The 24,786-nt window shown below is 59.7% G+C and carries 25 protein-coding genes and 1 pseudogene; 10 read left to right on the forward strand and 16 right to left on the reverse strand.

All coding sequences use genetic code 11. The annotated features are described in order from the left end of the window. Positions 1-393 precede the first annotated feature (393 nt). Positions 394-1,245, reverse strand: a complete 852-nt coding sequence (locus PSV43_RS12400) for an alpha/beta hydrolase (protein WP_300197341.1) — start codon at positions 1,243-1,245, stop codon at positions 394-396. A gap of 156 nt (positions 1,246-1,401) precedes the next feature. On the opposite strand from PSV43_RS12400, the pseudogene rpmH reads away from it, so the two are divergent. The 6 genes and pseudogenes from rpmH to PSV43_RS12430 form a co-directional block, all read left to right on the forward strand. After that, positions 1,402-1,536 (forward strand): annotated as a pseudogene (rpmH, locus tag PSV43_RS12405) (50S ribosomal protein L34); the annotation flags it as partial. 78 nt (positions 1,537-1,614) lie between these two features. Beyond that, complete coding sequence (gene rnpA, locus PSV43_RS12410) at positions 1,615-1,986, forward strand: ribonuclease P protein component (protein ID WP_300197347.1); 372 nt, start codon at positions 1,615-1,617, stop codon at positions 1,984-1,986. Beyond that, positions 1,983-2,225, forward strand: a complete 243-nt coding sequence (yidD, locus tag PSV43_RS12415; RefSeq protein ID WP_300197350.1) for a membrane protein insertion efficiency factor YidD — start codon at positions 1,983-1,985, stop codon at positions 2,223-2,225. The genes rnpA and yidD overlap by 4 nt, the downstream gene beginning before the upstream one ends. 156 nt (positions 2,226-2,381) lie before the next feature. Continuing rightward, positions 2,382-4,190 carry a membrane protein insertase YidC gene (yidC, locus tag PSV43_RS12420; RefSeq protein ID WP_300197353.1) on the forward strand — a complete coding sequence of 603 codons (1,809 nt, stop codon included), beginning with the start codon at positions 2,382-2,384 and terminating at the stop codon, positions 4,188-4,190. 82 nt (positions 4,191-4,272) lie between these two features. After that, complete coding sequence (locus tag PSV43_RS12425) at positions 4,273-4,728, forward strand: R3H domain-containing nucleic acid-binding protein (RefSeq protein ID WP_300197356.1); 456 nt, start codon at positions 4,273-4,275, stop codon at positions 4,726-4,728. Positions 4,729-4,868: 140 nt separating this feature from the next. After that, positions 4,869-6,569 carry a PTPDL family protein gene (locus tag PSV43_RS12430; protein ID WP_300197359.1) on the forward strand — a complete coding sequence of 567 codons (1,701 nt, stop codon included), beginning with the start codon at positions 4,869-4,871 and terminating at the stop codon, positions 6,567-6,569. A gap of 891 nt (positions 6,570-7,460) precedes the next feature. On the opposite strand, the gene rplS is transcribed toward PSV43_RS12430, so the two are convergent. Continuing rightward, entirely contained in the window at positions 7,461-7,820 is a 360-nt protein-coding gene (gene rplS / locus PSV43_RS12435) for a 50S ribosomal protein L19 (RefSeq protein WP_300197362.1), read from the reverse strand. 148 nt (positions 7,821-7,968) lie between these two features. On the opposite strand from rplS, the gene nadC reads away from it, so the two are divergent. Further along, positions 7,969-8,805, forward strand: a complete 837-nt coding sequence (gene nadC, locus PSV43_RS12440; RefSeq protein WP_300197365.1) for a carboxylating nicotinate-nucleotide diphosphorylase — start codon at positions 7,969-7,971, stop codon at positions 8,803-8,805. 51 nt (positions 8,806-8,856) lie between these two features. On the opposite strand, the gene PSV43_RS12445 is transcribed toward nadC, so the two are convergent. From PSV43_RS12445 to PSV43_RS12455, 3 genes are read right to left on the reverse strand one after another with little or no spacing between them, the layout of a single operon-like run. Beyond that, positions 8,857-10,425, reverse strand: coding sequence for a hypothetical protein (locus tag PSV43_RS12445; protein WP_300197368.1), 1,569 nt, complete (start codon positions 10,423-10,425; stop codon positions 8,857-8,859). Positions 10,426-10,455: 30 nt separating this feature from the next. Then, complete coding sequence (locus PSV43_RS12450) at positions 10,456-10,755, reverse strand: hypothetical protein (RefSeq protein ID WP_300197371.1); 300 nt, start codon at positions 10,753-10,755, stop codon at positions 10,456-10,458. Continuing rightward, complete coding sequence (locus tag PSV43_RS12455; RefSeq protein ID WP_300197374.1) at positions 10,752-11,258, reverse strand: RNA polymerase sigma factor; 507 nt, start codon at positions 11,256-11,258, stop codon at positions 10,752-10,754. Before PSV43_RS12455 ends, PSV43_RS12450 begins: the two co-directional genes overlap by 4 nt. Positions 11,259-11,405: 147 nt before the next feature. On the opposite strand from PSV43_RS12455, the gene infA reads away from it, so the two are divergent. The 3 genes from infA to PSV43_RS12470 are packed head-to-tail and all read left to right on the forward strand — an operon-like array spanning position 11,406 to position 12,740. Further along, positions 11,406-11,756 (forward strand): translation initiation factor IF-1, encoded by a 351-nt coding sequence (gene infA / locus PSV43_RS12460; RefSeq protein WP_345784665.1) that lies wholly within the window; start codon positions 11,406-11,408, stop codon positions 11,754-11,756. A gap of 22 nt (positions 11,757-11,778) precedes the next feature. Beyond that, positions 11,779-12,333, forward strand: a complete 555-nt coding sequence (locus PSV43_RS12465) for a ribonuclease H-like domain-containing protein (RefSeq protein WP_300197377.1) — start codon at positions 11,779-11,781, stop codon at positions 12,331-12,333. Next, positions 12,330-12,740, forward strand: coding sequence for a hypothetical protein (locus tag PSV43_RS12470; protein WP_300197380.1), 411 nt, complete (start codon positions 12,330-12,332; stop codon positions 12,738-12,740). Before PSV43_RS12465 ends, PSV43_RS12470 begins: the two co-directional genes overlap by 4 nt. Before the next feature lie 155 nt (positions 12,741-12,895). Here the strand turns inward: PSV43_RS12470 and PSV43_RS12475 are convergent, their stop codons facing one another. From PSV43_RS12475 to PSV43_RS12525, 11 genes are all read right to left on the reverse strand, one after another. Continuing rightward, positions 12,896-14,062: a sialidase family protein gene (locus PSV43_RS12475; RefSeq protein ID WP_300197383.1), complete on the reverse strand. Its 1,167-nt coding sequence runs from the start codon at positions 14,060-14,062 to the stop codon at positions 12,896-12,898. A gap of 97 nt (positions 14,063-14,159) precedes the next feature. Beyond that, positions 14,160-15,125 carry a peptidyl-alpha-hydroxyglycine alpha-amidating lyase family protein gene (locus PSV43_RS12480; protein ID WP_300197386.1) on the reverse strand — a complete coding sequence of 322 codons (966 nt, stop codon included), beginning with the start codon at positions 15,123-15,125 and terminating at the stop codon, positions 14,160-14,162. 16 nt (positions 15,126-15,141) lie between these two features. Beyond that, positions 15,142-15,837: a family 16 glycoside hydrolase gene (locus PSV43_RS12485; RefSeq protein WP_300197389.1), complete on the reverse strand. Its 696-nt coding sequence runs from the start codon at positions 15,835-15,837 to the stop codon at positions 15,142-15,144. Positions 15,838-15,852: 15 nt separating this feature from the next. Further along, positions 15,853-17,490, reverse strand: coding sequence for a sulfatase-like hydrolase/transferase (locus PSV43_RS12490; protein WP_300197393.1), 1,638 nt, complete (start codon positions 17,488-17,490; stop codon positions 15,853-15,855). Positions 17,491-17,502: 12 nt separating this feature from the next. Next, a complete protein-coding gene (locus tag PSV43_RS12495) occupies positions 17,503-18,570 on the reverse strand; it encodes a metallophosphoesterase (RefSeq protein WP_300197396.1) in 1,068 nt (355 codons plus the stop codon). Beyond that, positions 18,567-20,108, reverse strand: a complete 1,542-nt coding sequence (locus PSV43_RS12500; RefSeq protein WP_300197399.1) for a sulfatase — start codon at positions 20,106-20,108, stop codon at positions 18,567-18,569. Before PSV43_RS12500 ends, PSV43_RS12495 begins: the two co-directional genes overlap by 4 nt. Before the next feature lie 51 nt (positions 20,109-20,159). Next, complete coding sequence (locus tag PSV43_RS12505) at positions 20,160-20,453, reverse strand: hypothetical protein (RefSeq protein ID WP_300197401.1); 294 nt, start codon at positions 20,451-20,453, stop codon at positions 20,160-20,162. A gap of 27 nt (positions 20,454-20,480) precedes the next feature. After that, the gene (locus PSV43_RS12510; protein WP_300197404.1) at positions 20,481-21,896 is read right to left on the reverse strand and encodes a sulfatase-like hydrolase/transferase; all 1,416 of its coding nucleotides are present in this window, start codon (positions 21,894-21,896) and stop codon (positions 20,481-20,483) included. A gap of 20 nt (positions 21,897-21,916) precedes the next feature. Next, positions 21,917-23,395: an arylsulfatase gene (locus PSV43_RS12515; RefSeq protein ID WP_300197415.1), complete on the reverse strand. Its 1,479-nt coding sequence runs from the start codon at positions 23,393-23,395 to the stop codon at positions 21,917-21,919. 100 nt (positions 23,396-23,495) lie between these two features. Continuing rightward, a complete protein-coding gene (locus tag PSV43_RS12520; protein WP_300197407.1) occupies positions 23,496-23,885 on the reverse strand; it encodes a hypothetical protein in 390 nt (129 codons plus the stop codon). Positions 23,886-23,980: 95 nt separating this feature from the next. Beyond that, positions 23,981-24,786: sulfatase-like hydrolase/transferase (locus PSV43_RS12525; RefSeq protein WP_300197409.1), on the reverse strand; the 806-nt coding region annotated here is incomplete at its 5' end.

Consider the following 24,786-nt stretch of genomic DNA (forward strand, 5'->3'; position numbering starts at 1 on the left):
GTCCATTCTCCATGGATGGCCTGATTGAAGCAGGGAGAGAATCCATGGCGCGGACGCACCGGCAACATCAAGACCGGCAGCCTGCACTTCTCACACTCCAGACGTTGACAAGCGGCGGTGTAGCGCGGGATGTCGGTGCTGCAAAAGGGGCTACTCGGTATCGGAATACCGAGCTACAAAAATGCATCCATACGGTGTGAGCGAACAACCAGTGAGTGTGAGAAATGCAGGTTAAGTACGATGGACACTCCTGTCCGTCGATGCCCAGTGATTGCGAATCGCCCCCCCAGACCGACGGATAGGAGGGGCCATCGTACTTGGGAATTGACCGGCGGCCTCCGCTATTAGCTCTGGCTCCGATCTACATCAAGCCCATGAAGGCATCTCACATTTTTACTTCGTTTGCCCCAGCAGGCCGCTGTCTGTGAGCCACTCGGTGAAGCGGGTGGGCCAGCGGGAGGCGGCGGTGGGTTTTGCGTCGGCTTTGTAGCCGAAGCCGTGGCCGGCGTTGGCGAAGATGTGCATCTCGGCTTTCACACCGGCGGCTTTGTATTTGAGGTAGAGAGTGGCCATGCCTTCGGAGATGTCTGGGCGGTCGCTGTAACCGGCGGCGATGAAGAGCGGGGGCATGCCTTTGGTGGCATTGAAAAGACCGGAGGTGCCGGGGTAGATGAGGCCTTGGAAGTCGGGGCGGCTGGACTGCTGCTCTATGGGATCTGGGGATTCTTTGTGGCCGGGATCGTTGGTCATGGCGGCAAAGGCGGCGAGCTCGCCGCCGGCGGAGAAGCCGAGGATGCCGATGCGGTCCGGCTGGATGTGCCACTCGGGGGCACGGCTGCGGACGGTGCGGATGGCGCGGCGGGCGTCGGCCATGGCGTGGTCCTGAATGGTGTAGGTGCTGCCGGGTTCGCGGGCGAGGCGGTATTTCAGTACAAAGGCGGCGATGCCGTGATCACGGAACCATTCCGCCAAGGCGTAGCCCTCATGACCGAGGCAGAGCTTGGAATGGCCACCGCCGGGGCAGATGATGACGGCGGTGCCGGTGGATTTGTCTGCGGCGGAGACGAACGGGGTGAGGGTGGGCTTATGGATGTTGCAGACGTTGCTGCCTTCGATTTTCTCGGGTTCGGCGGCGCGTGCCTCTGAACCGGGGGCTCCTTGGGGCCAGAGGGGAAGGGCGGCGGGGGTGTCTGCGGCGGAGAGCGCGAGAGGCAGAAAAAGGCTGGCGAGGAGGGAGCGGAGCATGGGTTAAATGTAACGCTGAGAAAACCAAAGTTTACTGGAAATCATCGCATGATTGACAAATCAAAGACTCCCGCTAGTTTCGCGCCCCCTTTTCAAGGGGAGGCCGTGATTTGTCCGGTCTGAACTTACAATTCCCTTTCACCACCCCAAACGACCATGGCCCAGACATTCAGAACCTACCAGCCTTCCAAGCGCACGCGCAAGCAGCAGTTTGGTTTCCGCGCACGCACAGCGACCGCCAATGGTCGTGACATCCTGCGCCGTCGCCGTCGCGCCGGACGTAAGCGTCTCCTGCCAAAGGGCGTGGAAATCCACTTCAAGCGTCACACGCAGCAGCACACCTAATTTTGCTGCGGCGCGCTCCTCCTCATGCGCCTTCCCTCAAACCTGCGGATGAAACTCGCGTGCGACTTCGCACGGGTGAAGACGCAGGGTAGCAGTCAGGCCGGAAAATTTCTGGTGCTGGGTGCTTTACGTGTGGAAGCGCTGGAGGAGTTCCAGTTTGGCCTCATCACCGGGGGCAAGCTCGGCAATGCCGTGGTAAGAAACCGCATCCGCCGTCTGCTGCGCGAGATCGTACGCGCACACCGTGCGGAGATCGCCCCGGGCTGGCAGATGGTGATCATCGCCCGCTGGCGTGCCCCCAAGGCCACGCTGGCAGAACTGGAATATGACTGGCTGCGGCTGGCGCGGCGCATGAATCTGCTCACCCAGAAGCTCCCTGCCCCACCCGCTCCATGAAATGGCTCATCCGAATTTTCATCCGCGGCTATCAAGTGTTCATCTCCCCCGTCATTCACGCCATTGGCGGTCCCGGCTCCGGATGCCGCTTCACACCGACGTGCTCGGTGTATTTTCTGCAAGCCGTGGAGACCCATGGCGTACTGCGCGGCTGCTGGATGGGCCTGTGCCGCATCGGCCGCTGCCAACCCTGGGGTGGAAACGGGCATGATCCGGTGCCTGGTAGAAATGCCGACTGAGGAAACCGCATGACGAATTTCCTCAAACAGTGTAATCGCAGGTATGGGTGTCATTCGACATTCGTCGTTCTGTCATTGTTTGCACACCAACTGCCCGGGCCATTGCTGCGGGCAGCTTTTCTCAATTCTCTCCCTCTCACCCAAAGCTAAAATTTCATGGACCGCAAAAGTTGGATCATCGTGACGCTCTGCGTCGCCCTCATGGGAGTGAACTGGCACTACATGCAGGAAAACCAGAAGCTGGCGCAGACCGAAGCGGCGCGCAAAAAGCAGGAGGAAATCGCCAAAAAGCCTGCTGAAACACCCACAGCGCCTACGGTAGCGGCCCCTGCGAACAGCGCGACATCTGCAGTGCCAGCGGCACCTGTGACTGCCGCACTGCCGGAAGAAACCCACTCGCTTAAGGTGGGCACGGTGACGTTTGAGTTGACCTCGAAAGGCGGCGGCATCGCCCGCGCAATCTTGGCGGGTACGGATCAGGTGACGCTGAACAAGAACGGCGCGGAAGCCATCGGCGCTCTGCGGCGTGAAGCGTCCGGAATGGATGCGACCTCCTACAAGCTGACGGCGAAGAGCGACAAGGGCGCGACTTTTGAAGGCACGACGGCGGAAGGCATCGTGGTGACCAAGGCCTACTCGCTGAGCGAGGGGGCGGAAGGTGATGAGCATCTCATCGATCTCAAGATCACCCTGAAGAACACCGGCACCGCGCAGCACCGCTCTGAGGAATACTACCTCTACGCCGGAGCCGCGAGCGCTCTGAAGCATGACGAAGGACGCTATGACGGCTTCTTCTGGAACAACGCCGGAGACACCGACCACGAGCTGTCGAACTACTTTGGCAAGGGCGTCTTCAGCGATGCGCCAGACGAGTACCGGCATTCCTTCAACGCACTGCGCTATGCAGGCGTGATGAGCCGCTTTTACACGCACATCATCACTCGTATGGCGGAGAAGGATGCATCGGGAAAGCTCTGGGCAGACCGGCGCAAACTCGCGCAGCCCCTTGATGCCGCGAACGCTGGCAAGGCTGAAATCGAAGACTTCGCCTACGATGCCGTGATGGGCCTGCCGGTGGTGGATCTCGCACCGGGTGCCACGGTCACAGAAAGCTACCAGATTTACCTCGGTCCGAAGGAATACGACCGCCTGAGCAAGATCGGCCACCAGCGCAGCTACGCGATGTTTTACGGCTATTTCAAGATCGTCAGCATCGCGCTGTCGAAGGTTATGCGCTGGATGCACAACATCAGCGGAAGCTGGGGTCTGGCGGTCATTTTGCTGACGATTTTCGTACGCCTCTGCCTGTGGCCGATTCATGCGAAATCGACCATGACGATGAAGCGCATGGGGCTGCTGGGTCCGCTGATGAAGGAGCTGCAGGTGAAGTATAAGGACAACCCGCAGCAGCAGCAGATGGAGACGATGAAGCTCTACAAGGAGTACGGCGTCAATCCTCTGGGCGGCTGCCTGCCGTTGTTCCTGCAGTTCCCCATTTTCATCGGTCTTTACAGCGTGCTGGAAGTGGCGGCGGAGCTGCGCGGCCAGTCCTTCTGGTGGGTGCGAGATCTGGCTGCTGCGGATACGCAGGGCTATTTCATGGGTTTCCCCGTGAACCCGCTGCCGATCATCATGGGCCTGACCATGGTGGCCCAGATGAAACTTACGCCGCAGCCTGCAACCGTGGACAAGACGCAGCAGCGTATTTTCATGCTGATGCCGCTGTTCTTCCTGTGGATCAGCTATGATTTCGCTGCCGCCCTGGCCTTGTACTGGTCCACCCAGAACATTTTCAGCGTCTTCCAGACCTGGGTCATGAAGCTTTACATGCCTGAGCCGAAGCTGGAAAAGGCGGCGCTGAAGCCGGCTGCCAAAGCCGCGCCTGCCCAGAGTTCCTTCTTCAACGCCGGCGGGGACCAGAAGGACAAGAAAAAAGGCCCGAAACCACCCCGTTTGGGAGGCTAGAAGGGCGTGCTTTCCCCGTAATCAAGGCGGGAAGAATGCTGGTAGAATGACGAATGAGTTCATCCCTTTGTCCCCGAGATCCATGACGCCGCTCGAACACTCACACCACATTCTTGACACCATGCTGGGCTATCTGGGCTTTGTAGTCCAGATCGAGGAGGACAACGGCCCGGACGGCCCCACGTTGCAGGTGCTGACGGATGATTCGGACGCGCTGATCGGCCGCCGGGGTGAAACGCTGGAAGACATCCAGTATCTGGTGAACCGCGTCCTGCAGCGCCACCTGAAGGATGCCCCGCGCGTCCGCGTGGACGTGGAATTTTACCGCTCCATGCGCGAGGACAAGATGGTGGCGCGGGCCAAGGAGCTGGGCGACCGCGTGCGCGCCACTGGTCAAAACGCTGACCTGCCGCCAATGAACAGCTACTACCGGCGTCTGATTCACAACGTCTTCGTCAACGACCCCGAAGTCATGAGCGTGAGCTTGGACGGCAGCGCCCGGTTCAAGCGGATCGTGCTCAAGCGCCGTTCAAGCTAGGGCAAGGCCCTTCCTTTGCATGGAGGAAAATGAGCTTCGTTCTTTACTCGGGGTGTGGTTTTGAGTTATTTCTTATAACTCGCGCAAATTGCTGCGCGCCTGCACACCCTGCCCCCTTCTTCAAACAACCCCGTATTCCCATGAAATTGAGCCGCTACCAGCCTGTCGTACTTGCCCTTGCCTGCAGCGTGGGATTTTTGCACGCCGATGTCGTGACCCTTAAGGACGGCAAAAAACTGGAAGGCAACATTCTTTCCGAGACGCCCACGTCGATCCGGATGAAGTATCACCTGACGCCGAAGATCATGGATGAAAAGGACATCCTGCGCAGCGAGATCGCTGAAGGGGGCATCCTCAAGCAGAAGCCGGAAGAAGTGGAGATTATCGAAATTCGGAAGGCCGTTCCGACCCCGGACCTGCTGTCGGCGGAAAAATACGAGCAGCTCATTCAGGACCGGCTGCGTCCTTTCGTGAACCGCTACCCCGGCACGAAGGAAGCGGCTGAAGTGGAGGGCATGATCAAAGAGGTGCAGGAGGAAAAGGAAAAGGTCGTGGCCGGCGGCGCGAAGCTGGAAGGCAAATGGCTTACCCGTGAAGAGGCGAAGGCAGAGGGTCTCAACATCAAGGCTTACGCGATCCGTGCGGCGATGCTGGAGAAAATACAGGCCAAGGACTTCTCCGGTGCGCTCAAGGAATTCGACAAACTCAACGACCCGAAAAGCGGCAATCCGGCCTCGGTTTATTATCCCAAGGCCGTCGCAGAGATTCTCGTCGTTCTGACATCGTACGATAAGCAACTCGCGCAGATGACGCAGGACCAGCCCGCCTTGCAGAGGATCCGTGAGGAGAGTGTCAAGAGACTCATCGAGCCTGACCTGACGCGGATGAACGACGCCGTTAAACGCGAAAAGGAGAACTGGCGGACCACCTTTGAATCGGAGCGGAAGTCGAGCAAATGGTTTACCCCATACAAATACGATCTGGAGAGCTTGAAGACGCTCAGCAAAACCGTCACCGAAACCAAGGACGCTCTGAGTGCTCTCGATTTAGGCTTGATCACCAAAGTGAACGAAGCCATCCAACGAATGCTTCGTGCGGATGCCAAGGCAGGCAAGGACAAGGCGGAACTTACCAAGATGGGTGAGGCCATCATTGAAGGTGAAGGCGTCGCAGGAAATGCTGATGGCCCCGTCAAAGAATTCTACCGCGAAGTCTTCACCAACTACCGCGCCCGTCATGCCTACTTTGCCCAGCAGGTGAACACGCCGCAGGGGCAGACGCAGCCTGCCGCCGCCGGTGCCGTCGGAGGCTCCTCGGCCATCGCTGGCTCGGCCGCACCTGGCATGGATGATAAAGTGGCGGCAGCACTCGCTGCAGCGAGTGGCAACCCAGCCCCCGCTAATGGTACGACGCCCCCTGCGGATGGTACGGCGCCGGGAGCCATGCCCGCGACACAACCCAACGGCTACCCTGCGCAGCAGGGTGGTGTGCCTCCGGGAGGCCAGCCGCAACAGCCTGGTTACGCGCAGCAGCCTCAACAGCCTGGCTATGGCCAGCCGCAGCAGCCTGGTTACGCGCAGCAGCCTCAACAGCCTGGCTATGGCCAGCCGCAGCAGCCTGGTTACGCGCAGCAGCCTCAACAGCCCGGCTATGGCCAGCCGCAGCAGCCTGGTTACGCGCAGCAGCCGCAGCCCGGCTACGGCCAGCCTCAGGCCGGGGCGCCCATGCCTCCAGCTGAGGAAGAGGGCATGAGCATGATGACCATGATCCTCATCGGTATTGGCGTGGTCGTCCTTGTGCTCCTTCTCACCCTCCTTGGCGGCAAGAAGAAGAAAAAGTGACCGCAGGCCCATGGGCTTGCTTCATCCTGCTCTGGGTTCGCAGAACCCAGGGTCGGTGAACGCTTTCTGCCGGGCGGCTGACGAAGACTCAGACCATGATGCGTTGAAAACGGGTCTGTTTTCTCGTGCTGAGAATCTTCTCGGGGAGAGCGTCATGTGATGGCGGAGCCAAGGTGTGGCGGGGCTGGTTGCAGACGCTGCTGGTGGGCGTGGGATGCGGCGGAGCGCCCCATCTTCGCACTCCGTGCTACGAAGGGCAGGCTGGCTTTGCTTCCCGGATTGATGGTGGAGGAACCCAGGGAAGCACTCGCTAAAGCTTCCTCCTTCGCCCAAGCTACGGAGGACGAGCTGGCATCCCTGGGCTGTAATCCGCAGCCCATTCAGGGCTGGTGTGTGGCGGGACGAAGCGCCGAAAGAGGGCAAAAGGCCCTTACTAAGCGCCATGGATTCAGACCCTTTTTCAACTGTGCGTTGTATTATCAGCGCCTGCTTTCGAATGTCTTGTTGTGTTCGGGAGCTGGCTGGCCTGCGAGAGCGGTAGCTGCGCTTCCTTGTTCGCTAAAAGCTACGACGGACAGGCTGTTCTTCGCAATGCGAGCGCAGTCCCTAGCGGGATTCGGGGTGGCTTCGCGGGCTTGGGCTGGAGATACAGCGTCTTCCAAAACTGATTTCCGGATAGCGGCGCATGGCCACGTGTCTGCCCAGCGCTGGTAGGGCTGGCTGTCCTCAGCCAGCTGCCATCGAAGCCTATGATCTGCGATCAAGAAACAGCCTGCTAAACGGAAATGAGTTTTGCAAACCGCTATAAGTTTTGAAATTCGCTAGATCACAATCACAAAAAAAGGGAGGGCTTTGCGGCCCTCCCTTTTTTTGAAAAACAAACGCGAAAAATTAACGTTCGCTCTGGGCCAGTTCCTTGACGGACATGGCTTCCTTACCCTGGCGCTGGCGCAGGTAGTGAAGGCGGGCGCGACGCACTTTGCCGTTCTTGGTCACTTCGACCTTGGCCACTTTTGGGCTGTGCACGGGGAACACACGCTCCACGCCTTCTCCATAGGAGATTTTGCGGACGGTGAAGGCTTCGTTGATGCCGTAGCCTTTGCGGGCGATGACGATGCCAGCGAAGATCTGGATACGCTCTTTGTCACCTTCGACGACTCGGGTGTGGACCTTGACGCTGTCACCCACGGTGAAAGCGGTGACTTCCTTTTTCAACTGCTCTTGATTGATCTTTTCGATGATGTTGCTCATGACACGCTCCTATGGCCACGCTACGCAAGGCCATGAATCAGTCAGGCCGGGGGCGAGGGGCGGGGAAGATGAAGAGTTTTTAAAATTTGGCAACCTGTTTTTCCCCGTACTGGAAACCTCCCCGGTACAGCCTATGATCCGGCCACCCATGGAACCCTCTGTTTTAGCCCTGATCCGCGCCGCCATTGCCGAAGATGTCGGCACGGGAGACGTCACCTCCCTCTACTTTACGCCCGAAAATTCACGCTCCAGGACCGAGATCGTCGCGCGTGAGCCCGGCATTGTCTCCGGGGCTGAAATCGCCGTGGCCGTCTTCAAAGAAATCGACCCCACGCTCGAAGTGGAGGTCTGCATTCCGGATGGCAGTCCCTTTGTGCGCGGCAGCATCCTCATAAAAGCCGCCGGCAGCACCCGATCACTGCTCACTGCCGAGCGCACAGCGCTGAATTTCCTGCAGCGCCTCTGCGGTGTGGCGACCCAGACGCAGCGCTACGTGGAGGCCGTGAAGCCACACGCCGTGCAGGTCTGGGACACGCGGAAAACCACGCCCGGCTGGCGTCTGATCGAAAAAACTGCCGTGAAGCACGGCGGCGGCACCAACCACCGCATGGGCCTGTACGACCACGCCATGGTGAAGGACAATCATCTGGCCGCCAACAGCGATCTGACCTCCCTGCAGACTGCCATTCACAAACTGCGCAGTGAGCGCCCAGGTGTGCGCGTGCAGCTCGAAGCTGACACGCTGGAGCAAGTGGCTGATTTCCTTACTCTCGAAGGGGTGGACATGCTGCTGCTGGACAACATGGGCTGCGAAAAGCTGCGTGAAGCGGTGAAACTTGTGAACGGCAGGCTCTGGCTGGAAGCCAGCGGTGGCATCACGATTGACACCATCAAGGATGTGGCGGCCACGGGTGTGAATGCGATTTCTGTGGGTGCGCTGACGCATTCCAGCCGTGCGCTGGATCTGGGGCTGGATTTGTATTGAGCGCTGTTTGGCGAGAAGCTAAGCGCTCCACAGAGTCGTGCGCGATCACCCTCATCTGCTTTTCTCGGTGTCCGTCGGCTCCTTCACTGGCACCGGCTCATACTGCCAGGTCCAGTCTCCGAGATAGTCGGGGTTCTTCATCGTACGGGTGTTCTTTTTGATCTGCCCGCCGTCATCTTTGCCATCAAAGCCCACGCACCAGAGCATGTAGCGGCCTGCGGGCGTGGTGTGATAGCGGACTTCCTTCCCATCCGAGGGGTCCAGCGGCACGGAGGTGGCAAACTCGGGCACGAGCTCCTGCAACGCTGCCGGATACTTGGCGTGCTTTAAATAAAAGCGCTCCAGCGCGATGGCCGCGAGCACCTGACGCTCACGCGCTTGAACGAACAAGGCACTCTTACTGATGCCAATGAAGGCAGGCACCACCATGCGGGCCATGATGTAGTCGGGATGCAGCAAAAAATTCTGCTTCGCATTCAAATCTTCGCTTATCCCATCCGCAGATTTGACCGCCGCAGCAATGCCACCTGTTTGCAAGGGAGCGATGATGTGTTTCCATTCCTGCTCGGCGGTCACACTCTTCCAGTGGTCAAACAGACCACCCGGCAGCGCACGAAAGCCATTGAGGGAGAGACCTTTAAGGTTTGCGATAGCATCGGCAACATCCTTGCCGGGCTTCTTTCTCCCACCGGCAACTTCTTGAAGGTATTCCAAGGCGTTCAGTCCCGTGGCCATCTCTCCCCGGAAGGCCTGCAGCAGGGTCTTGTCCAGATTGTGCGTGCCTAGAGTCTGGTAAAGCATGCGCAGATCCTCCTCAGCAAAGACGTTCTCTCGCAACCCCAGCCATATCCCCTCGTTGGTCATGGCTTTTGTAGCGTTGCCCACCAGGAAGCCGATCAGCAAGGGTTCGGCTGCGCAGCCGAGTCCCATTTTCTCTGCTGCCAGCAGGCAGCGGGCTGCCTCTGCCCCCTGCCTGGCATCAATGGCGGCACGTGCGCGCAGGCATAAGGCACGCGTCAGAGTTTGCTCTGCGGTGTAGTGCCGCAGAGAGAGACTGAAAAGCATCTCTGGCAGCTCCCGCTCGCGCAGTCCAGGGGTGAAGATGGCCGCCCTGCGCTGAGGTGCCAGATCGGCAAGCTGCTTGAGCAGGGGGAAAGTGGCGTCCAGCGCTGTCAGCACATCCTTTCCGGGCTTGGAGGATTCCTCCGGGAGATCGAGATACTTCGCCTCACGCAGAAATTTGACCCACGCCTGCATGTCAGCCACCTCGCCCGTTTCGACACCGCTCGAAACCGGGGCTTTCCCCTCCCACTGCATCTTCTCCACAGCCCGACGTTTCGCCCCCGGCGCTCCTTTGGATTCGTCGTGATCGATGGCTTCGGTGATTCCCCGCAGGGGTTCGATGGCGAGGAGGTTTTGCGCATCGGGCGGCGTTTCGGGCAGCAGTTTGCGGAAGTCGAGGGTTTCGCCTTCGCGTTCTAGCATGGCCTTTGTCGCGGCCCAGCGGCGTCTGCCGCTCCAGTTCGTCCAGGCATACAGCAGAACGACGAGGGTGACGAAGGTGATGAACAGCCACAGCAGAATGCGGATGTAGCGTTTGGAAAAGAGTCGGCGGAGCATGGTATGAAAGGGGTAGAGGGCGGGGGAGGATTAGTTGGCGGCCAGCAGGGCCTCGATGGCGGCGGCGCGCTGCTGCCACAGCATGGGTAGAGCGGGGTCGGTCAGGCTGACCGAAGGCGGTGCTGCCGGTTCAGATGGCGTGGTGAAGTACAGCACCAGGGTGGCTGCCCAAGCCACGCCCCAGCTAGCGAGCAGCCAGCGCGGAGTGCGTGTCGCCCGCTGGGCCTGCGCGGCAGCCTGCCCTAGCATTTCTTCCCGCCAAGCAGGAGGTAGAGCCCGGCGCTGCAGGGCGCGCAGATCGTTTTCAAAAGGGTCGGGGTTCGTGCTCATGAGGGTTTCAGTTCGTCGTACAGTGGGCGCAGCTCGCTGCGGAGCTTCTCCAGGGCGTAGCGGTAGCGGCTGGCGGCGGTGTTCAGCGGGATGCCCTGCACCTCCGCGATTTCTTCAAAGGTCAGGCCGTCCCACAGCTTGAGCTGCGCCACGCTGCGCTGCTCAAGCGGCAACAGGGACAGTGCGCGGGCGAGGCGCTGGGCCAGCTCCGCCTGATCTGGATCTTCCTGCGGTGCAAAAATCTCCACCGGGGCGGCTTCCTCGGCACTCCGCCGCACGCTGTGGCGCCGCAGCCAGTCGATGGCGTGGTGATGCGCCAGCCGTAGCAGCCAGGCGCGCAGATTGGCGATGCCCGCGGGGACCGGCTGCCGTGCCAGTTTGATGAAAAACTCCTGCAGCAGGTCCTTCGCGTCAGCGTCGTTGCCGGTGAAACTGGCGAAATAATGGAACAGGCCCGCCGCGTGGGCATCGTAGATTTCGGGCAGTGTCGGGGCGGCGGGCATGCGGGGGCAGTTTCACGGACAGGACGCATGGCGGCGAGATTTTTGTCTGTTCGAATTGACAAATCCGGCTTCCCTGCCAGTCACGGCACAAAATTACCCTTGTAATCCCCGCGTGTGGGAGCATCCTCAAACCCTACTTTTTTACGCATGTCACGTCCCCCCAATCGCGGTCCATCACGCGGCGGCCCAGCCCGCCGCGGCGGCCCACCCCGTCGCAACGGCCCCCCTCGCTTCATTCCACCACCACGTCCGCCGGAGCCTGTGGACGCTGGCAAACAGAAGGAAGAAGCCATCGAACTCGAAGGAACCATTGCCGCCGTGCTCGCCGGTACCATGTTCCGCGTGAAGCTGCGCAACAGCAGCGGCCACGAAGTGCTCGCCCATATTTCCGGCAAGATGCGCAAGAAATTCATCCGTCTCGTCATCGGTGATGCGGTGAAGATCGAAATGTCGCCCTACGACATGGACAAGGCACGCATCGTTTATCGTATCGGCTAAGCCTCCGCCGGGCGTCGCGATCATGGCTGGAGACATCGTTTATTTTGACCTCGAAACACGTCGTACCGCGAACGACGTCGGGGGATGGGGCAACAAGCACAAGATGGGCATCTCCGTGGCCTGCACGTTCAGCACCGGGCAGAACGAGTACAGCATCTACACACAGGACGAAGTCCCCGCGCTCATCACGCAGCTTAAAAACGCGGATCTCGTGATCGGTTACAATCACATCGGATTCGATTACGAAGTGCTCAGAGGGCATGATGCCTGGTTTCACCCTCAGGAAGATCTGAAGTGCAGTCTCGATCTGCTGATTGATCTCGAAAAGGTCCTGGGTCACCGCATCAAGCTCGACGCCGTGGCTGCGGCCACGCTGGGCATGGGTAAAACAGCCGACGGCCTCGACGCACTGAAATGGTGGCAGCAAGGTGAAGTCGCCAAGATCGCGGAATACTGCTGCTATGACGTGAAGGTGACCAAGTGCGTGCATGAGTACGGCGTGGAACACGGCCATGTGAAATACCATGACCGCAATGGCCGCGAGCAGATTGCGAAGGTGGACTGGAAGAAGCTATGACGCCGCTGCTCCGCCTGCTTCTGCGCGCTGGCTGGGCACCCGTGGCGGTTTTGATTTTTCATCAGAAGATCATGCGCACGCCTTGGCGGCAGCAGCTTGATTTTGTGATGCACTACAGCGGTGGCGTGGCCATCGCGTTCTTTCTATGGCACGCGCTCGACTGCTTCGCGCATTGGTTTGGCCAGCGCACTCCATTTGCCCGCTACGTCTTCACCTTTGCCCTCGCCTGTACGGTGGGATTGTTCTGGGAGTTTGCCGAACTTTTTTCGGATGTCGTGTTCCGCACGCACATCCAGCATAACATCCATGAAACGATGCGCGATCTCATGGCCGATGCGACCGGTGCGCTGACCACGCTGGTGCTCACCTGGGTGGTGCGCTGCTTTGTCGCGAAGCGTGAAGAGTAGGCGTGTCTGAAATTGCGTCAGTACAGCAGCCATCCCGATCTGTGAGATGGCTGCGAATGTAGTGGAAGGCGGAACTCGCACGCATGGGGTGCAGCGCGGAGCTTAGCTGGTGCTGCCCGTGCCGTGTGCGGGAGCCCCGATTGTGAGCGGAGGCATCACTCAATGCGCCATGTTGCCTGGCGGAGTACGGCGAGCTTGGGCTCCTTCATGGTTTCATACCAAATGGTGAGCAGTGTGCCATCGGCCAGTTCGACGGTGCTTGGATAGCCGAGATCGCCGCCGATGCCGTCGCCGGAGATAATCATCGCCTCGCCCCAGGTTTGGCCGTTGTCGCTGCTGATGCGGGCCTGGTTGCCGTAGGGCTTGCGACGGTGGCCGTAGGTCATGAGCAGGCGACCATCACGCAGGCGCAGCAGATGGGAGGGGAGACCATAAACGCCGATGCTGTGCGGCTCGCTCCAGGTCTTGCCACCGTCCTTGGATTCGGTCTGCAAGGTTTCGCCTTTGTTCGCGTCGTTGTGATTGCGGATCTGCGCGATGAGGGTGCCGTCTGCGGCTTCAACGGCGTGCAGTTCGTGATACGATTTGACGGCGCTGTCGCCTTTGCGGGTGGGGATCTCCGCGAGCCATTGCCAGGTGAGGCCGTCGTCCTTCGACTCGGCGACACCGATTTTTTTGTCCGCTGTCCAGAGCTGCTTGCCGGCATAGAGCAGGCGGCCATCCTTGAGCTGGATGGGGCCATGCGGACTGTTCACGATGGTGGGGATGCGGGTGGACCAGGACTTGCCGCCATCGGTGGAGCGGAGCGCCCATTCGCCGAGTTCTGCTTTGCGCTCTTCATCGTTCAGGCGCTCGTGCGCGGCCTTCCATTTCACAAACTGCTCCTGCGGCATGGTTTTGGAAGTCCAGCCTTTGTCCGTGTGCTCGGCAAAGGTGCTGGCCTTCTTGAAATGATCTTCATAGGCCAGTGACGTGAAGGTGGTGACGACGAGTGTGCCCTTCGCGGTTTCCAGCACGCCGGAGTCGCGGTCATCCGTGGCGGTGTCCAGCAGTACGCGAGGCCAGGTCCAGGTGGCGCCGTTGTCGAGGGAGGTCATGGCATGCACCTGGCCGAACGGGCACACATGCGACTCACGACCACCGGACCAAGAGACCCACAGCTCGCCATTCTGCCTACGCGCCACCGTGGACCAGCCATGGTAAAACTCCGGCTGCTGGGAGATCACTTTCGTCTCAATGATCTTCGCGGCAGGTGCGGCAGCGTGACCGATGAAAGGAAAAGCGAGGGCGGTGGTGGCGAGGAAGCGGCGGCGGTTGGTCATAGTGCTGGAGAGTACGCGGTGGCTCCGTCTGCTTTCGCAGCAAAGCCTTGGTCCTAACACCGAACCAGCGAGTGATGTACAGCAACAAGCCAACACCTCATTCTACTGCTTTTCTGCGCACAAACTTCTGCACCCGTGTGCCTGTCCCCTCAGCGACATAAACGGCACCGTCGGGGCCGACTGCAATGTCATGCCCGAGCTGGAACTGACCGGCAGCTTTGCCGTAGCTGCCGAAGGTGTCGAGCACTTGGCCAGAGAGATCGAGCTCCACCGCCTTGCCGCGCTGCTCCCGCTTCAAGGAAGGGGAGCCGCCATCTATGACGAAGAGATGGCCGTTGGGACCGGTCGCGATGCCGTAGGGTTTGCCGAGCTGCGTGCCTTTCCATTCATGGAGGAAGACGCCCTTCGCATCGAAGACCTGCAGCCGTTCATTCTCGCGGTCGCAGACGATGATGCGTCCCTGCGCATCCACGGTGATGCCGTGCGGCAGATTGAATTCGCCCGGCCCGTGGCCCTTCGTGCCCCATTCAAATTCAAAGCGGCCGACGGCGGTGAATTTCATCACGCGCGTATTTTGGTAGCCGTCGCTCACGTAAAAGGAGCCGTCTGCCAAAACGGCTACATTCGTGGGCAGATTGAAATGTGTGGAATCGCTGCCGGGTATCCCCGCCTCGCCGAGCGTGAGCAGCACCTCACCTGAGGGCGAACACTTGAAGACCTGATGCAGGCCCACATCGGTGAGCCAGAGATTGCCCGCATGATCCACCGTCAGCCCATGCGGCATGATGAAGCGGTTCGCCCCCCAGGAGCTGAGAAGCCGGCCCGTCGCGCCGTCGAACACGCTCACGGTTGGCGCAGGGATGGCCTCTTTGGGAAAGGGCTTTGACCACACCCGGCCGCTGCGATGAAAGACGAAGACGCGGTTCTGCGCATCGACACCGACCCCGGCACACAGGCCGAGAACATGACCTTCCGGAAGCTGCGGCCAGCCGGGGAAGACTTCATGCTGAGACTGCGCCAGAGACGCAGTGGCGAGGAGAGCGAAGAAGAGGATGAAGCGCATGGAAGGAGTCAAATACTCACTTCAGCTTGGAAACCTTCACATCATCCACATCTGCCGACTTGTTCACGGCGAGGGTGATCATGCGTTTGGTCGGATGGGCGATGCCTTCGCTGGAGAAGGAGCCGGTGTCCTGTCCGTCGATGCGAACGGTCATCTGATCGGCGACGATTTTGATGTTCATCGTGTGCCACTCGTTCGGTTTGAGGTCGAGTTTGAAGGACTTGGTTTTTGTTTTGAGCAGCGCAGCGAGTTCAGGGGACTTGTCGCCTTTCTGACGGCGCTCACGGATTTCGTTGTTCATGCCTCCGGTCTTGGAATCGGTGAGCGTGACAGATTTGTTGGTGACGCGGGCGATGCAGAGATGACCGGCGTGCACGGTCTTGAGTTCACGATCGACAAAATCGACACCGAGGTCATCGCCGTCACCGAGTTTGAATTTCAGCTCCACGATGCCGTCCTGAAACTCGACATTGTGGAAGATGGCGACGCCGTGATCGGCCTCCGCATGCTTGGTGACGTGCATGACTCCGTCGATGAGATCGACCTGCTGATGGCCTTTGGCGCGCCATGCGCTGTTGCTGGTCCAGCCGTTGCCGATGTCCTCTTTGCCCGGTGAGGCTTCGTCGCGGGAGAAGTCGTCGGAGAAGAGCGGGGTGGCAGTTTCTGCGCAAAGGGAAAGGCCGAGAGAGAGGAAGATGAGAAGGTGCTTCATAGGTTGAGGAGTAAATTATTGTTTGGGTGGATTCGGCACGGTGCGGGCGATGTATTCGGCTTCGTCGAGGGAGCCGTTGCCGTCCACGTCGCGGGCTTTAAACCAAGCTGCGGCATCGGCAGGATTGCGCTTGGCGCTGAACTCTGCCGTGCTGAGCTTGCTGTCATGATCCGTGTCGAGCTTCTTGAACATTTCGGCGCGATTGGGATCGCTTTTCGTTGCCGCCTTGCCCTTGGGTTTGGCATCTCCACCGATGGGCAGGGGCAGGTAGTCGAAGTCGAGGATCATCTTCTTTTGCAGGGCGGTCTTCAATTCCAGCGTTGCGACTTCCAGACCTTTTTGGCCGTAGAGATTGTGCAGTTCGTCGGGGTCTTCGTTGAGGTCGTAGAGTTCATAGACTGGTCGCGGGCTGGTGAACCAGAGGTCTTCAAACTCGGTGGCGAGCGCCTTGTCTTCGTGCGCTTTGACGATGTCCTTCCAACTCGGATCGTTGCCGCTGTCCACGGGCGTGTAGCGCATGTTGGGGGTGAGATTGTAGATGAGCTTATAGCGGGCGCTACGCACGCAGCGGCTGTAGTCCATGCCGCTGGCGGTGGTGCTTTCATTGAAGGTGGCGCTGCCATGCGGGCCGCGTTCGGCGAAGATGTGCTGGCGCTCCTTTTCAAACTTCGCGCCTTTGAGCAGAGGCAGGAAACTGACGCCGCTGATGCGCTCAGGCACTGGAAGTCCAGCGGCTTCGAGGCAGGTGGGCGCGATGTCTTCTCCTGAGATGAGCGCGCTGGAGTCGCCGCCGGGTTTAATGACGCCGGGCCACCAGGCGAGCAGGGGCACATTGAGTCCGGGATCATGCAGCGAGCCTTTGCCGCTGGGGAAGGCCATGCCGTTGTCGCCCATGAAGATGACGAGGGTGTTCTCCAGTCCGGCGCGTTCTTTGACGATGTCGAGCACGCGCTGGAAGTCTCCGTCGGCATGCTCGATCTCGCCTTCGTAGGCGGCGAGATCGCTGCGCACGCCGGGCAGGTCCGGCAGGTAGCCGGGCACTTGGAGCTTCGCGGGGTCGGGTGGGTTTTTGCCGGTGGTCCAGGGATGATGAGGATCGCTGAAACCGACCCAAAGGAAGTAGGGCTTGTCCTTTGGGCGCTGGTCAAAGAACTCGTTCATCTTCGCTGGCACATTGTCCTGGCCGGACGCATCGACGTAATCAAAGCGATCTTTGAAGGTGGCCATGTGATGCTCATCGAACACCTGTGCTGTGGCTTCAGGACTGCGCCCCGAGCCATCGAGATGATAGGTGCGGCCGCAGCAGCCGACGAAGTAGCCTGCGTCTTTTTTCAGGATCTCCGGGAAGGTGATTTCATCTCGCGGCAGCGGCGACGAAAAGCGCGTGATGCGGCAGGCCACCGGGGAGCGGCCGGTCATAAGGGTGGCGCGCGAGGGAACACACTGCGGGGCACCCGTGAACATGCGGCGGCATATGATTCCCTCGGCTGCGATGCGGTCGAGATTCGGCGTCTTCATCTCCTCACGACCGTAGCAACCGAGGAAGGGGTAGCTGTGATCGTCAGAGAGGACGAAGAGGATGTTCGGCGGAGCCGCGAAGAGCGGTGAACCGGTGACAACGAGGAAGAAGGCGATGGCGGTGGAGCGGAGCATGGAGCAGAAGGCTTATTTCGTGACGGGCTGCATGGGGTAGTCGAGCGTGAACTGATGCTGGTCTAGCTCATGCACGTAGGGGGTGTCATCGACGAGGACATTGTTCACGACATCGTAGGTCAGGGCGTGGACGCAATTCTCGGCAGGAACAAAACGCAGCAGGCGCAGCGCGGGCAGGGAGAGATAGTCGGTGAGCATGGAGGTGACGGGATGGCCGTCGTCTGCATCGGTGGTGAGTTTCAATGCAGTGACGCGGCTTTGATCGCCACAGAAGATGAGGCGCAGGTTTGCGTGCTTGCGGAAGAGCTTGTCCCACATCTGCTCGGCGGTGTTGCCGAGTTTGCCGTGAATCTTGACCCAGCGCATGCGGCCTTTGGGATCGTGGATGAAGCCTTCTTCGGTCTTCGGTTTGTCGAGGATGCCGAGGTCCATGTGGGTGGTGATCAGGGCATGACGGGTCGCATTTTTCGTGAGCAGTTCATTGGCCCAGGCGAGCACGTCATCGGGCGCATTGCATTCAAGGCTGAGATGGATGAAGTCCATGCCGCTGGCGCTGAAAAGCTGGGCGCTGTTTACGTTGTTGGCGGAGACGTTCTGATCTTTGCGGGTGTGGGTGTAGCTGCCGAGATACCAGGGATAGTCCTTGAAGCTGGCGGCTGGGAAATGCTCCTGAAACAGATGGGCGTCTCCCTTGCTGGTCATGTCGTGATTGCCGACGGTGAGGCTGAAGGGCGCCACGCCACGGAGGGTGTCGAGGTGTTGTTTCGCGACGGCCCATTCGCTGGCGTTATCCTTGTCCACGATGTCTCCGACATGGCTGACGAAGACGATGTTTTGATCGTCGCGATGCGCGGCAATCCATTTCACCTGGGACTCCAAGTTTATATTGGTGACAGGGTCGGTGCTGTCAGGTGTGGCCTTGCAGCCTTTGCCCATGTAGGACTGGGTGTCGGGAATGATGACGACGGTGAAGGCTGCCGCAGGCATGGCCGGCAGGGGCTGGGTGCCGGTGATTTTCTTGGAGGCGGCGGAGGCGGGAATGCAGAGGAGGGCGAAGAGCGGAAGGAGCAGAAATTTCATGGAAGGATGGGGCGGGGTTCGATGTCGGTGGGGTTGATCCAGTTGGTCTTCATGGTCTTGCCGCTCATGAACTTCTCGTAGAATCCGGCGTTGCCGGGGCTGGCGTGTTCGTATTTGTCGAAGATGTTGCCTTGATCGAACATGCGCGGATCGCCCTGCTGCTTGAGTTCGGTGTGGAGTTGATCACGCATGGCGGTGGCGCGTGGATCGGTGGGTGAGTTCTTCACGAAATCGGGGTCGGACTTGAGGTCGTAGAACTCCATGCCGGGACGCAAGCCGAAGCAGAGCTGCCAGAAAGGATCGGCGGGGTTTTTGCGGTGGGCGTCGAGGATGAAGGTCTTGGTGGCACCACCGTCGCAGTCCAGGTAACCGGTCTCGGGATTGCCCGCAGGCCAGCGTGTGGGCTCGAAGTTTTCGATGAAGACACTGTCTTTCGTCACGATGCCGCGGATGGGGTAGCCCCAGTCATGCGGGCGGCCAATGTCGGTGCGTTCCCTGCCGATGAGGACGTGATCGCGCACGTGCGCAGGCTTGTTGGCAAAGAGATCCGTCAGGCTATGGCCCGGGGACTCCGCCATGCCGGTGTCTGCCCACTTCAAACCGGCGAGATCGACAAAGGTCGGCGCGAGATCCACGAAGCTCACGAAATCGCTGAGCTTGCGGCCTGGCTGCAGGATGCCCTTCTTCCACATCATCGCGAGCGGCACATGGTTGGCCTGCATGTTGGTGTTGCCCTTGCCGCGCGGGAAGGGCATGCCGTGGTCCGCAGTGACGATGACGAGGGTGTTCTCCAGCAGGCCGCGTTTTTCGAGGTCGGCGATCATGCGCCCGAGATGGCGGTCGAAATGCTCGACCTCAAAGGCGTAGTCGAGCATGTCATTGCGGATCACGTCGTTGTCCGGCCAGTAGGCGGGAACGTGGTCGATGTCCGTGAGCTTCTTGCCACCCTTGGCGACACCGCTGCCGAATTCATAACCGCGATGCGGCTCCACGCTGCCATACCAGAAGCACCAAGGCTTGTCGGCAGGAGCGGCATTGAGGAAGTCGCTGAAGTTCGCTGCGTAGTCGCAGTTTAGGATGTCAGGGGTCGGTGCTTCGGCCCGGCGTTTGTTGTAGGGGGTGCCGGTCATTTTGCGTGGTTTCCCGTCTGCATCATTCGCCACGCCCGGGCCCCAGCCTTTGGTGGTGTAGCCCACATTCCAGCCATGCTCCGCCAGGGCCTCGCCCCAGCCTTTGAACTCTGGCGGGAAGTAGCAGATGTGATTTGCCGCTTCCTTGAGCTGCCATGAATTGCGACCCGTGAGGATGCAGGCGCGTGAGGGCGCGCACTTCGCATTCGGGGTGTAGGCTTGGCTGAAGAGCAGGCCCTCCTTCGCCACACGGTCAAAGTTCGGCGTCTTCACCCATGGCGTACCGTAGGCCCCTGCATGTGCCCCCCAGTCATCGGCGATGGCGAAGAGGATGTTTGGCGGCGGCTCCGCTGCGAATGACGATTGCCAAAGGCAGAATGACGAAAGGAGGAGGGTGGTGAGTTTCATGCGGAAAGGTTGAGTTATTGGGGCGCTGTTTTCTCGTTGATGCTGTTCAAGTCAACGCAGTGTGAGTTGCACATGCTTCAAGTCCATGACCTGTGTGCCGGGCATGGACAGGGCTTCGAGCGTGAGTCTTGCCGGACCTTGCGGTAGCTTGACGGTGCCGAGCTTTAGAGTGGACCATTCAGTGGCCATGTCGTATAGCTGCCACGGCGTGGCGCTGTCATCGTTCGCCTTGGCCTTGGAGCCGCCGGTGATGATGAGCAGGATGTTCGGCTTGTCCGCAGGGGTCTGAGCGAAGGATGAAAAGGGCGCAACGAGGCAGAGAGCAAAAACAAGAAGGCGTGGCATGACTTGAGAACGATGAAACCGGCGGTTTCATTCCTTAAACACCGTCTGCAAATTCACCTGGTCGCCGAGATCGGCGGAGAGCTTCACCAGGCGCTCGAACATCTGCTGCTTCAGCGCGGCGTGCGCGGGCTTCGCCGCAAGGTCTGTCATCTCCTGCGGATCTTCAGCAAGATGGTACAGGCGCAGCACCTTGGCCTTCGGATAGGCGATGAGCTTCCAACCGTCGTGGGTGATGGCGCGCTGGAGGTCCAGATAGGCCCCATAGACGGAGTCGTAGCTGGACTGCTTCTGCGTGCCATTGAGCAGCGGACGCAGGCTGTGGAAGAAGAAGTGCTGTGGCTTATCGGCTTCGGCGAGATCCAGCGCGGTGGCCATGACGTCCTGCAGGTAAATGGCGTTGTCATTCTTCGCGCCTTTCGCCACGCCGGGTCCGGCAACGATGAAGGGCACGCGCACGCTGTGGTCATACATGTTCTGTTTGCCGATGAGACCGTGATGGCCCACGGCGAGGCCGTGGTCGGCGGTGAAGAAGATCCAGGTGTTGTCAGCCTGACCGTTCGCATCGAGCGCGTCGAGAATCTTGCCGATCTGCACGTCGAGATGAGTGATGAGCGCATAGTATTCGCTGCGGTGCGTCTTCACGGCAAACTCGGTGCGCGGCATGGGCGCGAGATGTTCGTCGCGCAGTTTCTCGGAGCAGCCGATGGCGTCCTTGTAAGGATACTCGGGGATGAAATTTTCCGGCACCTTGATGCGGCTGAGCGGATACATGTCCTGGAACTCTTTGGGAGCCTGACGTGGATCATGCGGTGCATTGAAGGCGGCGTAGATAAAGAACGGCTTCTCCTGCTGCTTCGCGTCATTGAGAAACGTGATCGTATGATCATTCACGACTTCGCTCCAATGCTTGCCTCCTTCCCAAAACCCGCCGAGCGATTTGTCATACGGGCTCCAGGAATCGGTCTGACCGGCAATGGGGCGGTCGTAGGAAGTGGGCACGGTCTTCGGCATGCCGGGGCGTACGTCCATGGCCATGTCAAAGATCTTCGTCGCATCGGTCGGCACATGCCACTTGCCGGTCATGTAAGTCTTGTAGCCCGCCTTGCTCATCAGCTGCGACCAGAGCACGCCGGACTGGCGTTCTTTGTCGGTCTCTTTGTAAACCGCGCCAGCATCCCACACGCTGCGGCCAGTGTTCAGCATCGTACGGCTGGCCACGCATACCGCGCCGCTCCACGAGCCCATGTTGTAGGCGCGGGTGAAGTTGGTGCCGCGTGCGGCCAGGCGGTCGATGTTCGGTGTGTCGATGTCCGTGTGGCCGAAGGCGCGCACGGCCTCATAGGTGAAATCGTCGGCGAACAGGAAGAGGACATTCGGCTTCGCCGCGAAGGACGAATGCACGAGAACGAATGACGCAAGTGTGATTAGCAGGATGGATTTCATGGTTGGGATAATGTGCTGCGTTACCGTACCTGGCCTTTCGTGCGCACTTTGGCGAGCATAGCGGTGAGTTCGGCGACTTTGTCCGGCATGTCGGCGTAGCGGTTGTGCTTCTGGGAGAAGTCTTCCTTGAGATTGTAGAGTTCGCCGGGCTGGGTGTTCTTGGAGTAGCCGTTGGCGGCATCAAACCAGGCGGGCACTTTGCTCACGCCGCCGGTTTTGGCTTCGATCAGCACCCAGTCGCCATGACGCAGGGCGTAGCCATTCGGGTTGGTGTTGTGCACGACGGTGTCGCGGGCACTCGGGCCTTCGCCCTTGATGAGATTAAGCTGGTTGTAGCTGTCCTCGGCAGAACTGGCGGGAATATCACTGCCGACCAATGCGGCGAGAGTGGCGAAGATATCGACCTGGCTGATGAGACCATCGTTCACCTTGCCCGCCGGAACCACGCCGGGCCATTTCACGACCAAGGGCACACGGTGGCCTCCTTCCCAGATGTCGCGCTTCACACCGCGTAGCTGACCCATGCTGCGGTGCTCAAAGTTCTTCACCCGCTCATAGGCGTAGTGCTCCGGGCCGTTGTCGGCGCTGAAGATGATGAGCGTGTTGTCTGCAAAGCCATGTTTTTCCAATGCCGCCAGCACGCGGCCCACGGTGTCGTCGGTTTGCACCACGAAGTCGCCGTAGCCGTTGGCTCCCGATTTACCGACGAACTCTTTGGCTGGCACGATCGGCGCATGCGGCGAGGTGAAGGGAAAGTAGAGAAAGAAGGGCTTGTCCTGCTTCTGTTTACCGATCCATTCCTCCGCCTTCGTGGTCAGCGTGGGCATCACCGCCCAAAAATCCCAGTCCTTAGCCGAGGGGCCGGGCCGCGCTTCCCAGCTGCCTTCCGCCGTCGGCGCGGTGGTGTTCAGTTCCACCGTGGGCGTGGTAATGACGCGGTCATTTTCAAACCACGCGTAAGGTGGGAAATTCGGCACGTCGTCACCGAAGTAATAGTCAAACCCGTGCGACAGCGGTCCGCCGGAAATCGGCTTGCTCCAGTCGAAGGCATCCGGTGCGAAGAACTTTTTTTTGCCCTCGCCCTGCAGCTCCGCACCCGGCTTTTTAATCGACTCCCAGTCCCAGCCGAGGTGCCATTTGCCGATGCATGCGGTGCGATAACCCTTCGCTTTCAGCATCTCCGCCACCGTGAGTTTTTCAGCGTCCATGACCGGCTGGTCAAACGCGTTCACGATGCTGTGAAACTTCCGCCAGTGGTAGCGTCCCTCCAGCAGCGCATAACGGCTCGGTGTGCAGATGCCGGATGAACTGTGCGCATCCGTGAACCGCATGCCTGACCGCGCGAGTTGGTCCAGATTCGGCGTGGGAATCTTCGACTGCGGATTCTGAATGCCGAGATCGCCATAGCCCATGTCATCCGCATACAGGATGACAATGTTCGGCTGGGCGGCGTGGAGCGTGGCGCCGAGCAGGAGGAGTGTGGAGAAGAAGCGGAGCATCACGTGTGAACGTGCTGTGGAAGGCTTTTTGTCAGGGAAGATCGTGGCGACTCAGCGAGGAAATCACACCGATAAACAGAAGCACTCGCCCTGCTCCAGGCTAGGCGAGTTCCATGGTCGAAATCTGAATCTTGCAGGTTTGCTCAAGGCCGTAATATTTTTCCAAGATGGAATGAACCATTCTCTCGATGTCGCGATCTTCGACCTCGTTAACAACAAACGTACAAAACAGGTTCGGTTCCCATCCTGTTAGTTCGGAACCATTTGGCAGGAGAACTCCTTCCTCGGGAAGAATTTTCATGGGGTCATCTTCATCTAAATACTGCAGATTGATCTGACCAGCATGCAGTTGAATCCAAAAAGGCGGGAGTTGGGCGCTGCCCTCCCAAGCCTCCAGCAGTGTGCACCATCCATTTCCTTTGTGCGCAATTGAAGTGGATCCGACGGACTGCATCGCTGTTCGAAGGTCTGTTCCTATTTGTTCCATCATTATGAAGTCAGCGTTGGTTGGCCCGGAAAAATTTCAAAGTGAATCGGAATCAAAGCGGCGAAGCTGGGAGAAAATCTTGGGCATTCATGGAAGAGTCACTGTTTCTTTTTTCTCTCCTTCGCACTCTTCCACAGCACAATATCGGGGAAATCATTCGCCGAGTCCGGCCCCGCCGTGCTGCGGCCGCGTTCGATGTCGGCCTTCAGAAGGTCCAGGAGCTGGTGCACGATTTCGGGTTTCGTTTCGAAGAGATTCGTCGTTTCACCGATGTCGTGCTGCATGTCGTAGAGCTGTCCCTTCGGCGAACCGGCGGGCATTTGCTTCTCGGTCGGTGACGACCAGCCGCCGGAACCTTTCGCAAGCGCGAGCTTCCACGGTCCCTGGCGGTAGGCGAAGTGGCCGCTGATGGAATGATGGATGACGCCGTGGCGCGTGGAGACAATGGGCTGGCCCTTCAGCGCGGGCAGGAAGCTGACGCTGTCCTCGCAACTGCCCGCAGGCACCGGCTGGCCGATGATCTCGGCGGCGGTGGCGAAGAAATCGACGAGGCAGGTGAGCTGGTCGGAAGTGGAACCTGCCGCGATCTGCCCAGGCCAGCGCACGATGAAGGGGATGCGATGCCCGCCGTCCCAGATGTCCGCCTTCGACCCGCGCAGATTCGCGCTGACGTTATGCCCCTGCTTGGCGAGTTTGTCGATACCCGCTGCCTTGGAGCAGCCGTTGTCACTGGTGAAAATGATGAGCGTGTTGGTCGCCATCCCGTTGCGCTCCAGCGCCTCCGCTACCGCGACGACGACATCATCGGTCTGCATGACAAAATCGCCATAGTCCCCCAGACCGCTTTTGCCTCTCCACTCCGGCGCGGGAACGATGGGCGTGTGCGGCGAACCGAGTGGCAGGT

The sequence above is a fragment of the Prosthecobacter sp. genome, assembly GCF_029946185.1.
GTDB lineage: Bacteria > Verrucomicrobiota > Verrucomicrobiia > Verrucomicrobiales > Verrucomicrobiaceae > Prosthecobacter.

Bases quoted from the DNA above. Each gene is read 5' to 3' on its own strand.
- yidD (WP_300197350.1), top strand. From the start codon at position 1,983: ATGAAATGGCTCATCCGAATTTTCATCCGCGGCTATCAAGTGTTCATC.
- nadC (WP_300197365.1), top strand. From the start codon at position 7,969: ATGGAACCCTCTGTTTTAGCCCTGATCCGCGCCGCCATTGCCGAAGAT.
- PSV43_RS12470 (WP_300197380.1), top strand. From the start codon at position 12,330: ATGACGCCGCTGCTCCGCCTGCTTCTGCGCGCTGGCTGGGCACCCGTG.
- rplS (WP_300197362.1), bottom strand. From the start codon at position 7,820: ATGAGCAACATCATCGAAAAGATCAATCAAGAGCAGTTGAAAAAGGAA.
- PSV43_RS12510 (WP_300197404.1), bottom strand. From the start codon at position 21,896: ATGAAATCCATCCTGCTAATCACACTTGCGTCATTCGTTCTCGTGCAT.
- rnpA (WP_300197347.1), top strand. From the start codon at position 1,615: ATGCGCCTTCCCTCAAACCTGCGGATGAAACTCGCGTGCGACTTCGCA.
- PSV43_RS12425 (WP_300197356.1), top strand. From the start codon at position 4,273: ATGACGCCGCTCGAACACTCACACCACATTCTTGACACCATGCTGGGC.
- PSV43_RS12400 (WP_300197341.1), bottom strand. From the start codon at position 1,245: ATGCTCCGCTCCCTCCTCGCCAGCCTTTTTCTGCCTCTCGCGCTCTCC.
- PSV43_RS12505 (WP_300197401.1), bottom strand. From the start codon at position 20,453: ATGCCACGCCTTCTTGTTTTTGCTCTCTGCCTCGTTGCGCCCTTTTCA.
- PSV43_RS12500 (WP_300197399.1), bottom strand. From the start codon at position 20,108: ATGAAACTCACCACCCTCCTCCTTTCGTCATTCTGCCTTTGGCAATCG.
- PSV43_RS12430 (WP_300197359.1), top strand. From the start codon at position 4,869: ATGAAATTGAGCCGCTACCAGCCTGTCGTACTTGCCCTTGCCTGCAGC.
- yidC (WP_300197353.1), top strand. From the start codon at position 2,382: ATGGACCGCAAAAGTTGGATCATCGTGACGCTCTGCGTCGCCCTCATG.
- PSV43_RS12490 (WP_300197393.1), bottom strand. From the start codon at position 17,490: ATGCTCCGCTCCACCGCCATCGCCTTCTTCCTCGTTGTCACCGGTTCA.
- PSV43_RS12480 (WP_300197386.1), bottom strand. From the start codon at position 15,125: ATGCGCTTCATCCTCTTCTTCGCTCTCCTCGCCACTGCGTCTCTGGCG.
- infA (WP_345784665.1), top strand. From the start codon at position 11,406: ATGTCACGTCCCCCCAATCGCGGTCCATCACGCGGCGGCCCAGCCCGC.
- PSV43_RS12485 (WP_300197389.1), bottom strand. From the start codon at position 15,837: ATGAAGCACCTTCTCATCTTCCTCTCTCTCGGCCTTTCCCTTTGCGCA.
- PSV43_RS12455 (WP_300197374.1), bottom strand. From the start codon at position 11,258: ATGCCCGCCGCCCCGACACTGCCCGAAATCTACGATGCCCACGCGGCG.
- PSV43_RS12520 (WP_300197407.1), bottom strand. From the start codon at position 23,885: ATGATGGAACAAATAGGAACAGACCTTCGAACAGCGATGCAGTCCGTC.
- PSV43_RS12465 (WP_300197377.1), top strand. From the start codon at position 11,779: ATGGCTGGAGACATCGTTTATTTTGACCTCGAAACACGTCGTACCGCG.
- PSV43_RS12445 (WP_300197368.1), bottom strand. From the start codon at position 10,425: ATGCTCCGCCGACTCTTTTCCAAACGCTACATCCGCATTCTGCTGTGG.
- PSV43_RS12450 (WP_300197371.1), bottom strand. From the start codon at position 10,755: ATGAGCACGAACCCCGACCCTTTTGAAAACGATCTGCGCGCCCTGCAG.
- PSV43_RS12515 (WP_300197415.1), bottom strand. From the start codon at position 23,395: ATGCTCCGCTTCTTCTCCACACTCCTCCTGCTCGGCGCCACGCTCCAC.
- PSV43_RS12475 (WP_300197383.1), bottom strand. From the start codon at position 14,062: ATGACCAACCGCCGCCGCTTCCTCGCCACCACCGCCCTCGCTTTTCCT.
- PSV43_RS12495 (WP_300197396.1), bottom strand. From the start codon at position 18,570: ATGAAATTTCTGCTCCTTCCGCTCTTCGCCCTCCTCTGCATTCCCGCC.